Genomic DNA, 12235 nt, shown 5'->3' on the forward strand with positions numbered 1-12235 from the left:
ACCGGCCGTGATCTGAAGCACATCAATGTCGAAGTCCTGTCACCAGCCGCAACCGTCGTGCGAGGTCGGAGGCGAATACCCGTTCGGGGTCGACTCGGTCCCTGACCCGGCGCCATTCGTCGAGCCGTGGATACATCGTCGCGATCATCTCGGGGGTGGTCCGTGATTCCTTCGCGAGGTACAGCCGTCCACCCGCCGTCCGCACCCGCTCGTCGAGGTCGGCGCAGAATCGGTCGAGTCCGCTGGAGAGCGCGAAATCCAAGCTCAGCATGTATCCGGGATGCGGCCACGACAGCGGCGCCGGATTGCTCGCCCCCATGCGCTTGAAGACGTTGAGGAACGAGTGGTGCCCTGATTCGGCGATGGTGCGCACCGCGTCGGCCAGCTGCTGCTCGGCCCCGAACGGCATCGAGAACTGATACTGCAAGAACCCGCGCTTGCCGTACGCCCGATTCCATTCGCCGAGCAGGTCGAGCGGGTGATAGAACTGCGTCAGATTCTGGATGCGCCCTCGCGATCGCCGGGGAAACAGGCGATGAGCGGCCTCGGCGGCAATCCGGGTGGTCACCGAATTGACCATCCCGTTCGGAAAGATATCGGGCACTGTGAACAATTGTGGGGCATCGAAATTCAAGGGTTTGCTACGCAGTCTCGACGGCAACTGATCGACCGTGGCCAGCGAGCCCCGGCTGAATCCGGCCCGCCCGAGTTTCGCCCCGGTGGAAATGGTGTCCGGCACCGCCATCGAGTAGTCGTACCCGTCATCGGAACCGCCGGTCAGCAATTCCATCGTCTCGTCGAGATCGCGTGTGCGGTCGTTGTCGACGAGGAAATACGCGGTCTCGGTGTGCTTCAACCGAACTCGCGCGCCGATGATGATGCCGGTGAGCCCCATCCCGCCGACCGTCGCCCAGAACAGTGCCGAGTCGGGCCCCTCCGGGGCCAAGGTACGTACCGTTCCGTCGGCGGTCAGCAGATCCATCGACACCACGTGATTGCCGAAGCTGCCCTGCGAATGATGGTTCTTACCATGGATATCCGCGCCGATCGCCCCACCGACCGTCACCTGCCGGGTACCCGGCAGCACCGGGACCCACAGCCCGAACGGTAGCGCCGCCCGCATGAGCGTGTCCAGGCTGATGCCCGCGTCGACCTCGACGATCCCGCTGTCGGGATCGATGCTGTGGATGCGGTCCAGCGCGGTCATGTCGACCACCAGTCCGCCCGCGTTCTGCGCCGGATCCCCGTAACTACGCCCGAGCCCGCGCGCGATCACCCCGCGCGGTCCCGCGGTCCGCACCCGTTCGGCGATCACCGCGATGTCGGGAGTGCGCAGCACTTCGGCGACGGTCGGTGCGGTGCGGGCCCATCCGCTGAGGCTGCGGCACGCGCTGACTGGATTCGGTTGCGTGAATGTCACAGGGGCTCACGCTAAAACGGGTTCCTGTGCGCAGCCTGAGGTAATCGTGCGGTTATTGCGGAGATGCCTGCCGCGGGCCGAGGGTGCCGTCGTGCATCGTGGTGATGCGGGTGCAGGCGGCCGCGAGGAGGGGCTCGTCGTGGCTGATCAGCAGGACGCCGAGGTTGTCGTCGGCGCGCGTCATGACCAGCCGGATGATGGTGGCGGTGGTGGCCGCGTCGAGCATGGCGGTGGCTTCGTCGAGGATGAGGTAGCGGGGGTTCTGGGCGAGGGCGCGGGCCAGGCAGGCGCGTTGGAGCTGGCCGTCGCTGAGGGCGTGGGGGCGGCGGTCGAGCAGGTCGGGGGTGAGACCGACAGCGGTGGCCAGCGCGGTGAGATCGGGGACCGTGGCGCCGCGGATGCGGGCGGGCTCGGCGATGATCCGGGCGAGAGTGAAGTGGGGATTGGTCGCGGCACGGGGGGATTGAAAGACCATGGCGATGGCGCCGCGAGCCCGGCGGGGTGCCTGCCCGTCGACGGTGACAGTGCCGGAGGTGGGCGTCAGTAGCCCGGCCATGGTTCGCGCCAGCGTGGTTTTCCCCGATCCCGAGTCGCCGGTGATTCCGACGATCTCGCCCGGAGTGATCCGCAGGTCGACCCCGCGGATGACGGATTCCGAGCTGTAGCCCGCGGTGATGGAGTCGGCGATCAGCATCAGGACCTCGGTCGGCGAATCATGCGCGGCAGTTGGGGAACCAAGTGCGTCGGGCCACCCGCGTAAGGGCAGATCTCGGACAGGTTCGTCAGCGCTCGCGGGGGATGGGGGAGCGGGTGCAGGCCGTGTTCGGGCAGGGCGGCGAGCAGGTCGCGCGTGTAGTCGTGCCACGGATCGCCGAGCACGTGCGCCCCGGGGCCGACCTCCATCAGGCGTGACGCGTACATCACCGCGACAGTGTCGGCGATGCCCGCGCGGATCAGATGCCCGAGATCGTGCGTGATCAGCAGGACCGCCGCACCGTCATCGGCGCACTCACGCAACAGTTTTCCGATCTGGTCGGTGCGTGTGCGATCGAGTCCGGAAGTGGGTTCGTCGGCGATGATCACCTCGGGGTCACCCGCCAAGGCGGCCGCTACGGCTGCCCGCTGGGCCATGCCGCCCGAGAGCTCGTGCGGATACAGGTCGAGCGCGGCGACGGAGAGCTCGGCGCGCTCGACGAGGTCGGCGGGGGTGTGTGCGGTGCCGAGCGCGGTGATCGCTTCCGCGAGCTGAGATCCGACGGTCCGTACGGGGGAGAAGTAAGTGCTCGGCGACTGGGGGACCAGGGCGATGTGACGGCCGCGATACGGCAGGTGGGCGGCGAGGATGTCGATCGGTTCGGGGGCCGGGTCCGCGCCACCGAGTTGCAGGCGAACGGACCCGGTGGTGATGGCTTCGCGTGGTAGCACACCCATCACGGCACTCGCGACAATCGACTTCCCGCAACCGGATTCGCCGACGAGCGCGGTGATCGCGCCTGCCGCGATGTCGAGAGACAGTTCGGTCACCGCGTGCACCACGCCACCGCGGCTCACCGGAATGCGGACGGTCAGCGCGTCGATGGACAGGCAGGTACCTGACTCGGGCGATCTCGCGCTGTTCATGTGGCCTCCTCGGCGGTCGCCGCAGCGCGACGTCGGCCATGGCATCCCGGCATCGGCGGGTCTTGCCGTGCTCGGTTCATCGCGGCATCCGTGCAGGTTTCGGTGGGGCCAGCAACCCGCGGAGTGACGATCCCGAGACAGCGACCGCCACCGTCGTCAGCACCAGGAATCCAGCGGGGAAGACCAGCGTCCACCACCCGCCCAGCAGCAGCGACGTGCGCGCTTCCTCCAGCAGTGTGCCCAGGCTCGGCTCGTGCGGCGGCAGTCCGAACCCGAGGAACGACAAGGTCGACTCGTGCCAAATCGCGTGCGGGAGAAGCAGAACCACCGCGATCAACGCCTGCGGGGCGACGGCGGGCAGCAGATGTCTGACCAGCAGGTGAGCGCGACTCGCACCTGCGAGCACCGCCGCGGACACGTACTCGCGCTCGCGCAGACTCAAGCTCTCCGCCCGCACGATCCGCGCCACCTGCACCCAGTGCGTGAGTCCGATCGACAACACCACCGCCAGCGCGTTTCCCCGGAACAGCGCCACGATCACGATTCCGAGCAGCAGATGCGGCAGCGCGTTCGCGGTATCGGCGAAGCGCATGATCACCCGATCCACCCACCCACCGGCCAGCGCGGAGACAGCACCGACCAGCACCCCGATCACCGTCGACACCGCAGCCGCACACGCCGCGACCACCAGCGAGGTCCGCAATGCCGCCGCGATTCGCACGAACAGCGACCGCCCGGCAGAGTCGGTCCCGAACCACCACTGTCCGGACGGTGCCTGCCGTGCGCTCGCGAAGTCGGTCAGCCGATCGTCGACCCCACCGATCCACGGCACCGTCACCGCGTACAGCACCACCGCGGCCAGCACCGCCAGCGCGACACAAAGCCGCCGCTCACCGCCCGCTGACGCCCAGCAGGCACCGCGCCGCCCCTCGGCAGCTTCGCGCGGGACGTCGCGTGCACGAACGCGCAGGCGATACCGCTCACCCATCGGCGCGCACCCTCGGATCGAGCAGCACCACCGCGACATCGGCGAGCAGCGAGCCGAGCATCACCGCGCAGGTCGTGCCGACAGTCAGCACGGCAAGCAGCGCCATGTCCAGATCCTTCGCGGATTGCACGAACGCACCGGCGATCCCCGGCCACGAGAAGATCTCCTCCACCAGCACCGCCCCGACCACGACCTCCGGCAGTCGCGCGCCGAGGATCGTCACGAACGGGGCCAGCGAGGCAGGCAGGATGTGCTTGCGGGTGATCGTCGCGGGGTCGATGCCGCGCGTGGCGGCACCGACCACGAAATCCTCACCGCGATTGCCCGACACCGATTCCCGCACGGCCAGCAGGAGCCACGGCACCTGTGAGACGGCCAACGCGGCAGCGGGCAGCACGAGATGTCGTGCCACCTGGCCGACTCCGGCCTCGGCCCCGGCGTCGGTGAGCCCGGCAGGCGGCAACCAGCCGAGTCCGACCGCGAACACGCCGATCGAGGCCAGCGACACCACGAACGGCGGTAGCCCCTGCATCACCACACACGACGTGGTGACCAGCCGATCGATCACCCCACCGCGATGCATGCCCGCCCAGACGCCCGCGCCGAGCGCGACGGCGATCGCCACGCTCATCGCGATCACGACCAGCAGGACTGTCCACGGAATCCGTTGGGCGAGCAGGGTACTCACCGGCTGGGCGAACCCGCGGGAAACGCCGAGGTCGCCGCTGAACAGGTCGCCGATCCAGCGTCCGTACAGCTGGTACCACGACGCGTCCAGCCCGAGCTGATCCGTGAGCATCGCCCGATCCGACGCACTCGTCGTCTCGTAGCGGGCGCCGAGATAGCCGACCAGCGGGTCGAACGGCGACACCGCCGCCGCGGCGAAGAGCGCGGCCGACACCGCGGCGAGCACCGGAATCAACGCCGCCAGTCGCCACCCGACCATGGCTCGGAGGCCGCGTCCGCGAACGCGACTGCGCCCCATCAGCGGGTCCAGGTCTGCAGCGACCACCACGGTCCCCAGGTGACGCCGTGCGCGTGCGGCTCGAGAATCGGCCCCGACATCGTCCAGGAAGAATCCTTCACCACATAGGTGTGATCGAGATGGACCAGGAAGACGTGGCTCGGATCCTGGGCATACCGGCTCTGTACCTCCCGGTACGCGGCGGCGCGCACCGCGGGATCGACACTGCGCCTCGCGGTGTCGAGTCGCGCGTCGATCGCGGGATCCGCGTGCCTGCTCGCATTGTCGTACGGGCTACCCGCACTCGGGTCGAGCAGCGGCGAGTGCAGGGTGTTGTAGGCCTGGGTGTCGGGATCGTAGGGCTCGCTCCCGCCGCCGAGCAGGATCCCGGCCTGTGCGATGCGCGGCTCGATCCGATCCCAGGACAGCGCCTCGAGATCGACCTCGATACCCACCCGCCGCGCATCGGAGGCGAAAGCCAGTGCGAGGTCACGGCGCAACGTGTCGGTGGAGTTGTACATCACGGTGAATCGCGCGCGCACGCCGTCTTTCGCGCGCACGCCGTCGGCGCCGGCCCGCCATCGCGCACCGTCGAGGATCTGCTCGGCATGCGCGCGATCGAAGGCGAAAGCGACCGCCGGGTTGTGGGATTCGCCGTAGACCTCGGCGAAAGGCGTGTAGGCCGGGCGACCGTAGCCGCCGAGGATGTTGTCGATCATCGCTTGCCGGTCCACCGCGTAGTTCAGTGCCAGCCGGACGGCCGGGTCGCCGGCGACCGGATCGCGCTCGGGCATCGACACACCGCGCCAATCCGCGGAAGTGTTGGCCTGCACCGACATCCGTTGTTCGAAGGTGGCGGCCAGCAGGGGCGGCAGTGACGTTCCGTCGAGTTCACCGCCGGCCATCCGCTGCGCGCGGGTGTTGTCGTCGGGCACGTAGAGCACAGTCAGCCGCTTGACCGAAGGCGCACCACCCCAATAGCTTTCGTTCGCTTCGAATACCGCTCTCGTCGGCTCCAGTGTTGTGAGCCGATAGGGGCCGGTGCCGATAGGGGCGGTATTGAGCGGTGATTCGGTCGCGGGTCCCGGTGTCGAGACGGACTCCGACGGCACGATCCCGATCAGCAGCTTGGTCGGGAACGCGGCATAGGGATGACGCAGGGTGAACCGCACCGACAGCGGATCGACGGCGTCGACCCGGTCGATCATCGAAAACGACGACCGTACCTCCGAGGCCGACGCCGGATCCAGAATCGCCCGGTAGGTCGCCACCACGTCGGCGGCGTCGAACGCCGACCCGTCACTGAACCGCACGCCGGGGCGCAGCGGCGCCGTCCAGACAGTCGCGTCGGCGTCGGGCGTCGGCAATGCCGTTGCCAGGGCGGGCTCGAAACCGGGCAGGCCGGTGCCGCCGGTGAGGCGCAGCAATCCGTCGTAGACCTTGGCCTCGCCGGCCGCGCCGTACCCGGCGACGGGGTTGTACCCGCCCAGCTCATACGCGTCGGCGAGCACGAGCGAGTCGGTGGACCCGCTGTCGGGCGCTCCGCACGATGTCAGCACGACCGCCAGCGCGGCTCCTACAGCGAACAGCGGCCGAGTGCGCATCCATCATCCCTACATGTTTATCTGAACAGATGAACAGATAATAGTCGCGGGCGGCGCCGTCCTGTCCACTCGGCGATTAAGCTGGGCACCGCCATGGGAGAGCCACGCACACTGCACGGGTCGCCGGTCGAACTCGGCCGTCGCGCGATCGGCGACGTCGAGATCAGGGAATGGGCGCAGCGCTTCGACCTGCTGTCGGACCCCGGCCGCCTGGAAATCCTGCTGTGTCTGCACCGCTCGCCGGGCATCAGCGTCGGCGAACTGGCCGCCGCGGTCGGCCGCAACGAGAATGCGATCTCCCAGGCGCTACGCGTGCTGCGGCACGAGGGGTGCGTCACCTCGAGTCGCGAAGGCCGATCGGTCACCAACCGGCTCACCGACCCGATCATCCACGAAATTCTCCACACCATCGGCGCGAAGCACTGACGTCGAGAATCCACTGCTCGCAGGATTCGGCCGCGCCGGAACCCGCCTCGGCAGGGCCGTCGCGGGGTTCCGGCGCATGGTGAATGCTTGTCGCTCAGGAGAACTCGGCGACCACCTCGTACAGGGCGGGGTTGGCGCGAGCGACCTGACGCGCCTGGTCGACCGAGGCGACGACCGTCGGGTTGAGTCCGGCGGCCTCGCAGGCCTCGGCACTGTCCCAGTGCGCGATGTTCACCAGCTGGAATCGCGAATCGGGCAGCAAGGCACGGTGCAGGCGGACATCGCGGAAACCGGGGGCGGTGCGCATGTGCGCTGCTCGTTCGCGCCACTGCGCGACGAATCCCTCGATGTCGTCGGCGGAAACCTCGATCACATTGATGAAAGTGACACCCTGGTCGGTCATGGGGAGCTCCTGTTCGGTCACGCGGCGGATCCGGGACGGACGATCATGAGAACGACCACGGCCGTCCACAGCAGGTTGTAGATACCCGCGAGCATCGACAGCACCCGCAGGCGCTTGCCGTCGTCGGGCTGGTCGAGGGCTTCGCGCTGCATCGGAACGATCTGCACGGCGAGCAGCCCGCCTGCCACCGCGGTCGTCACCATCGCGGTGGTGATCCAGATTTCGTTCATCCGGCCCTGGATCGTGGCCAGCACGATGCCGATCACCGGCACGATGATGGCGAGTTTCGCGTAGTTCCCGGTGATCCGGTGCATGGCGGCCGCGACCGGCCTGCTGCGCACCGATTCCGGATCGGGCGCGCCCGCGACCGGCGCGTACCGGGGAAAAAGACTGGTGGCGACCGCTGAGCCGCCGACGAAGACGATGCCCGCGAGCACATGCACGGACAACAAGACGTGTTCCAACTACCGACTCCCTCCGACCTTCAATGCGCTTGAAGCCTAGCTCGAGTTTCAGCCACATTGAAGGTCGGATTCGTCACGCCTCGGGTCGAGGGGGAATCGTCCCGGCGAACGCGTCGACGATCGCCGCTCCGACCCGCCGCAGAATCGGATCCGATTCCGCCCCGAACAGCTGGGTGTCCACCCGCGCCACCGCTTGACGCGCCTGCGCGAGCAGCTCCGCGCCCGCCTCCGTCAGCTCGATCGCCGACGCCGACCCCGCCCGCGCCGTCCGATCCTGCACCAATCCCGCCCCCACCAGCCCCTTTACCGCGGCGTGCACACTCTGCACGCTCGTCCCCGACATCCGCGCCAACTCGCTGAACGAGGCCCCGGGCACCCCATTGATATGCCCGAGCAACCCCAGCCGAGCCACCGTCAAATCCAGCGCCCCCAACTCGACCCCCAACGCCGCCTCCACTCGCCGCGACATCGTGATCACCGAAATGCTCGGGCTCATAGCCGGCGGTCCAGGACGCTCGTTCTCGGTGGTCACCCCCTCATTTTCCCGCACGACACCCCGATAGTCGTGTTCCGGGAGCCGTATTCACTCCGCGTCCGCGAAATAGCCTCGGCGCCCAGCGAGTTCGCTGGGCGCCTCGCCGGCTCAGGCAGGGAGGGCGGGGAGGGTTCTCGTGTGGGTGATCTCGGGGGTGACGGTGATGATGTCGCAGGCGGCGACGATGCGGTGGGGGAGGTCGGAGCCGAGGTGGGTGAGGCTGGGGGTGACGATCGCGGCGGCTTCGGTGGTGGTGACCACGTCGAGCAGGCGGCCGATCGGGTCGGCGGTGCGGTCACTGAAGACGACGGTCTTGGTGAAGCGGTAGCCCAGGCGTTCGGCTAGGGAACGGATCTGCGTTTCGTCCCAGGACTGGGCGACACCCGAGATGTCGCGGCGCAGGTAACCGATCGCCGGTGGCTTCATGGGGATGACGGTACCGGCGGACAGTGTCGTGGTTGTGAACGCGAGCGAACGCGAGTCGAATTCGAAATCTGAACGAGATCTATTTCGGATTTGGATCCGCCGGGGACCATGGCGTGATCTACTGCTCGCCACTCGGGCGTATCAGCGCCTCGACGACGTCGAGGGCGTCCGGCACGTAGTTGGAGACAGATGATGGTGGACAGAAGAGTGCAGCGCGCGGCCGTTTTCGCCGCCGCGGCGGGGCTGGCGATGACGGCGTTTCCCGGCTCGGCCGTAGCCGCTCCGGGATCGATCACCTGGGATGACGGCAACAGCCATTTCACCCGAACGGTATCGAACACCAACCCGGTGGTCGGCGACACGGTCACCGTGACCACGAAGTTCGAACGTACCGGCATCCCGGTGGAATACATCTACTCGATCAAGGACCTGCACCCGGCGTGCCTGACGCCGGTCGCGGGCTCGGCGAAGATGTCGGGTGACGCGGTCTCGATCGACACGTCGTCGTCGGACTGGATCCGCGCCGAGTTCGGCATCACCAAATACCCGGTGTACCCGAATATCTCGCCGAAGTCGCAGACCTTCGAGATCCAGTACAAGGTCGGCGTGAACTGCGCCCGCGACACCCCGCTGCCGACCTCGATGCACTACGGCGGGTCTCTCGGCGACGGCATCTACCAGGCCAAGGGACCGGCCATCACAGTGTCGGGCGACGCCGTGTCCAGCACCGCCATCACCGCGGTGTCGGGTGCGCAGGTCGGCAAAGCCGTCACGCTGGAAGCGAGCGTGACCCCGGCCGCGGCGGGCGGCACGATCCAGTTCAAGGCGGGCGACAACGTGCTCGGCGACATCCCGGTCGGCGCGAACGGCAAGGCGAGCATCGTCTGGACGCCGGGCGCCCCGGGTGCCTACAGCATCGGCGCGGCCTTCTCCGGGCGCAGCGGAGTGGCGGGTTCGTCGAGCACCGCGACGGTGACCGTGGCCGAGGTGCCGACCGACGGTGGCGGCGGTGGCGGCGGGGTCGACACGGGGTCGTTCAGCTTCTGAGCGTCACCCGGCACGGAATCGGTTGCTACCAAGCATCGTTGGCGATCAGGGCGGTCAGCAGCGTGCGAATCGCGGCGACCCGCCGTTCCGTGCCGGGCAGCTGATCGAGCGCGCATTCCGGATCGGCAGGCGGCCCGAGATGGGTACAGCCGCGCGGACAGTCCTCGATGGCACCGGCGAGGTCGGTGAACGAGGCGATCACATCGTCGGGCGTGATGTGGGCGAGGCCGAACGAACGCACGCCCGGGGTGTCGATCACCCAGCCGCCTTCGGGTAGCGGTAGCGCCACCGACTGGGTGGAGGTGTGCTTGCCCTTGCCGACGCCGGACACCTCGCCCACCGCCCGATAGGCATCGGGCACCAGACGATTCACCATCGTCGACTTACCGACACCGGAGTGCCCGATCAGCGCGGTGAGCCGGTCGTTCAAGATCTCCAGCACCGGCTCCATCGGATCGTCGATGCCCGCGTAGAGGATCTTCAGATCGAGACCGTCGAAGGCGGAAGCGAATTCGGATTCCGAGACCAGGTCGCGTTTGGTGAGCACCAGAATCGGTTCCAGCCCACCGGCGTAGGCGGCCACCATCGCCCGCTCGACGAAACCGGTGCGCGGCGGCGGATCGGCCAGCGCCACCACGATGAACAACTGCTGGGCATTGGCGACGACGATGCGTTCGAACGGATCGGTGTCGTCGGCGGTGCGGCGCAGCACGGTGCTGCGCTCGCTCACCCGCACGATCCTGGCCAGGCTGTCGGGCCTGCCGGTGAGGTCGCCGACCACGTCGACCTGATCGCCCACGACGATCGGGGTGCGGCCCAGTTCACGGGCGCGCATGGCGACGATGCGCCGGTCGGCGTCCCCGTCGAGCACGCAACCCCAGCGGCCGCGGTCGACGGCCACCACCATGGCGGGCTCGGCGTCGGCGTGCTGGGGACGGGTCTTGGTGCGGGGACGCGACGACGCCTTACCCGGGCGTACCCGGACGTCGGATTCGTCGTAGCTGGCTGAGGATCGCCCCTGGCGGCTCAGCGCGCCACTCCGTCACTGGATAACGCGGGAGCCAGCATCTGCTCCCACAGTGCGACGAAGGTCGGCAGGGTCTTGGCGGTGGTGCCGATGTCCTCGATCTCCACCCCCGGCACGCGCAGGCCCAGAATCGCGCCGGCGGTGGCCATCCGGTGATCGGCGTAGGAGTGCCACTGTCCGCCGTGCAGCGGGGTGGGCACGATCTCGAGGCCGTCCTCGGTCTCGGTGACATTGCCGCCGAGACGATTGATCTCGGCGGAAAGTGCTGCGAGCCGGTCTGTTTCGTGTCCGCGCAGGTGGGCGATGCCACGCAGCCGCGAGGGAGAATCGGCCAGTGCGGCCAGCGCGGCGACGGTGGGGGTGAGTTCGCCGACATCGTGCAGGTCGATGTCGATGCCCGCCAGGCGTTCCGGACCGTGCACGGTGAGGATGCCGTCGAAGATGCGGGCCTCGGCGCCCATCCGGACGAGGATCTCGCGGATCACGTCACCGGGCTGGGTGGTGCCGCGCGGCCACATCGGGATGCTCACCTCGCCGCCGGTCACCGCGGCCGCCGCCAGGAACGGGGTGGCGTTGGACAGGTCGGGCTCGATGTCCCAGTCGACCGCGCGGATCGGGCCGGGCGCCACGGTCCAGGTCTGGGCGTTGCCGGAATCGGCCGGGGTCTGCACGGCCACATCGGCGCGGCGCAGCATCTCGACCGTCATCTCGATGTGCGGCATCGACGGCAGTGCCTTGCCGTCGTGGTGGACGGTGATGCCCTCGTCGAAGCGGGCGGCCGAGAGCAGCAGCCCCGACACGAACTGCGAGGAACCCGACGCGTCGATGGTGACGGTGCCGCCGCGCAGCGCGCCGGTGCCGTGTACGACGAAGGGCAGCGCGTCACCGTCGACATCGAGACCGAGCTTGCGCAGGGCGTCGAGAATGGTGGACAGCGGGCGCAACTTCGCCTGCTCGTCGCCGAAGAACGCGACATCGCCCGTGGCGAGTGCGGCGGCGGGCGGCAGGAATCGCATGATGGTGCCCGCCAGCCCGCAGTCGACAGCGGCACTGCGCAGGGGCGCCGGGGTGATCTCGAGGATCTCGGCGTCGCCGGTGATCTCGGTGCCGAGGGCGCGCAGGGCCCCGATCATCAGATCGGTGTCGCGGCTGCGCAGGGCGCCGGTGAGCGTGGACGGCCCATCGGCCAGTGCGGCCAGGATGAGCGCGCGGTTGGTGATGGACTTCGATCCGGGCAGGGTCACGGTCGCGTGGACGGGGACCTCGATATGGGGCGCAGGCCAGAAACTCACGTCCCCATCTTCGCTTATG

Annotated in this window: 14 protein-coding genes; 2 read left to right on the top strand and 12 right to left on the bottom strand. The window is 68.5% G+C overall.

Translation table 11 applies throughout. The features are described from left to right. Positions 1–22 precede the first annotated feature (22 nt). From ACWDXS_RS09370 to ACWDXS_RS09395, 6 genes are all read right to left on the bottom strand, one after another. Positions 23–1420 carry an FAD-binding protein gene (locus ACWDXS_RS09370; protein WP_449963952.1) on the bottom strand — a complete coding sequence of 466 codons (1398 nt, stop codon included), beginning with the start codon at positions 1418–1420 and terminating at the stop codon, positions 23–25. Between the two features lie 52 nt (positions 1421–1472). Further along, complete coding sequence (locus ACWDXS_RS09375; RefSeq protein WP_449963955.1) at positions 1473–2114, bottom strand: ABC transporter ATP-binding protein; 642 nt, start codon at positions 2112–2114, stop codon at positions 1473–1475. Then, a complete protein-coding gene (locus ACWDXS_RS09380) occupies positions 2114–3040 on the bottom strand; it encodes an ATP-binding cassette domain-containing protein (RefSeq protein WP_449963958.1) in 927 nt (308 codons plus the stop codon). Before ACWDXS_RS09380 ends, ACWDXS_RS09375 begins: the two co-directional genes overlap by 1 nt. A 76-nt stretch (positions 3041–3116) precedes the next feature. After that, positions 3117–4028 carry an ABC transporter permease gene (locus tag ACWDXS_RS09385; RefSeq protein ID WP_378993545.1) on the bottom strand — a complete coding sequence of 304 codons (912 nt, stop codon included), beginning with the start codon at positions 4026–4028 and terminating at the stop codon, positions 3117–3119. Continuing rightward, complete coding sequence (locus ACWDXS_RS09390; protein ID WP_449964743.1) at positions 4021–5052, bottom strand: ABC transporter permease; 1032 nt, start codon at positions 5050–5052, stop codon at positions 4021–4023. The genes ACWDXS_RS09385 and ACWDXS_RS09390 overlap by 8 nt, the downstream gene beginning before the upstream one ends. Beyond that, positions 5013–6596: an ABC transporter substrate-binding protein gene (locus ACWDXS_RS09395; RefSeq protein ID WP_449963962.1), complete on the bottom strand. Its 1584-nt coding sequence runs from the start codon at positions 6594–6596 to the stop codon at positions 5013–5015. The genes ACWDXS_RS09390 and ACWDXS_RS09395 overlap by 40 nt, the downstream gene beginning before the upstream one ends. Positions 6597–6689: 93 nt before the next feature. Here ACWDXS_RS09395 and ACWDXS_RS09400 point away from each other — a divergent pair, with 93 nt between their 5' ends. Further along, positions 6690–7022, top strand: coding sequence for an ArsR/SmtB family transcription factor (locus ACWDXS_RS09400; protein ID WP_378632642.1), 333 nt, complete (start codon positions 6690–6692; stop codon positions 7020–7022). 94 nt (positions 7023–7116) lie between these two features. Here the strand turns inward: ACWDXS_RS09400 and ACWDXS_RS09405 are convergent, their stop codons facing one another. The 4 genes from ACWDXS_RS09405 to ACWDXS_RS09420 all read right to left on the bottom strand — a co-directional run bounded on the left by ACWDXS_RS09405 (position 7117) and on the right by ACWDXS_RS09420 (position 8850). Further along, a complete protein-coding gene (locus tag ACWDXS_RS09405) occupies positions 7117–7425 on the bottom strand; it encodes an antibiotic biosynthesis monooxygenase family protein (protein WP_378993548.1) in 309 nt (102 codons plus the stop codon). Positions 7426–7442: 17 nt separating this feature from the next. Further along, the gene (locus ACWDXS_RS09410; protein ID WP_378993549.1) at positions 7443–7889 is read right to left on the bottom strand and encodes a hypothetical protein; all 447 of its coding nucleotides are present in this window, start codon (positions 7887–7889) and stop codon (positions 7443–7445) included. A gap of 73 nt (positions 7890–7962) precedes the next feature. Continuing rightward, the gene (locus ACWDXS_RS09415; RefSeq protein WP_449963967.1) at positions 7963–8385 is read right to left on the bottom strand and encodes a MarR family winged helix-turn-helix transcriptional regulator; all 423 of its coding nucleotides are present in this window, start codon (positions 8383–8385) and stop codon (positions 7963–7965) included. Between the two features lie 147 nt (positions 8386–8532). After that, positions 8533–8850 carry a hypothetical protein gene (locus ACWDXS_RS09420; protein WP_101466068.1) on the bottom strand — a complete coding sequence of 106 codons (318 nt, stop codon included), beginning with the start codon at positions 8848–8850 and terminating at the stop codon, positions 8533–8535. A gap of 192 nt (positions 8851–9042) precedes the next feature. On the opposite strand from ACWDXS_RS09420, the gene ACWDXS_RS09425 reads away from it, so the two are divergent. After that, on the top strand, positions 9043–9897 hold the full coding sequence (locus tag ACWDXS_RS09425) for an Ig-like domain-containing protein (RefSeq protein WP_378993551.1): 855 nt from the start codon (positions 9043–9045) through the stop codon (positions 9895–9897). Between the two features lie 25 nt (positions 9898–9922). On the opposite strand, the gene rsgA is transcribed toward ACWDXS_RS09425, so the two are convergent. Together rsgA and aroA are read right to left on the bottom strand one after the other, a co-directional pair. Next, positions 9923–10804, bottom strand: a complete 882-nt coding sequence (gene rsgA / locus ACWDXS_RS09430) for a ribosome small subunit-dependent GTPase A (RefSeq protein WP_378993552.1) — start codon at positions 10802–10804, stop codon at positions 9923–9925. Positions 10805–10923: 119 nt separating this feature from the next. After that, positions 10924–12216: a 3-phosphoshikimate 1-carboxyvinyltransferase gene (aroA, locus tag ACWDXS_RS09435; protein WP_379312575.1), complete on the bottom strand. Its 1293-nt coding sequence runs from the start codon at positions 12214–12216 to the stop codon at positions 10924–10926. Between the last annotated feature and the right edge of the window lie 19 nt (positions 12217–12235).

The sequence above is a fragment of the Nocardia sp. NPDC003183 genome, assembly GCF_053590715.1.

Excerpts from the sequence above, each read along its gene's own strand:
- ACWDXS_RS09425 (WP_378993551.1), top strand. The coding sequence starts at position 9,043 with ATGGTGGACAGAAGAGTGCAGCGCGCGGCCGTTTTCGCCGCCGCGGCG.
- rsgA (WP_378993552.1), bottom strand. The coding sequence starts at position 10,804 with ATGGTGGTGGCCGTCGACCGCGGCCGCTGGGGTTGCGTGCTCGACGGG.
- ACWDXS_RS09400 (WP_378632642.1), top strand. The coding sequence starts at position 6,690 with ATGGGAGAGCCACGCACACTGCACGGGTCGCCGGTCGAACTCGGCCGT.
- ACWDXS_RS09380 (WP_449963958.1), bottom strand. The coding sequence starts at position 3,040 with ATGAACAGCGCGAGATCGCCCGAGTCAGGTACCTGCCTGTCCATCGAC.
- ACWDXS_RS09385 (WP_378993545.1), bottom strand. The coding sequence starts at position 4,028 with ATGGGTGAGCGGTATCGCCTGCGCGTTCGTGCACGCGACGTCCCGCGC.
- ACWDXS_RS09415 (WP_449963967.1), bottom strand. The coding sequence starts at position 8,385 with ATGAGCCCGAGCATTTCGGTGATCACGATGTCGCGGCGAGTGGAGGCG.
- ACWDXS_RS09375 (WP_449963955.1), bottom strand. The coding sequence starts at position 2,114 with ATGCTGATCGCCGACTCCATCACCGCGGGCTACAGCTCGGAATCCGTC.
- ACWDXS_RS09395 (WP_449963962.1), bottom strand. The coding sequence starts at position 6,596 with ATGCGCACTCGGCCGCTGTTCGCTGTAGGAGCCGCGCTGGCGGTCGTG.
- ACWDXS_RS09420 (WP_101466068.1), bottom strand. The coding sequence starts at position 8,850 with ATGAAGCCACCGGCGATCGGTTACCTGCGCCGCGACATCTCGGGTGTC.
- ACWDXS_RS09405 (WP_378993548.1), bottom strand. The coding sequence starts at position 7,425 with ATGACCGACCAGGGTGTCACTTTCATCAATGTGATCGAGGTTTCCGCC.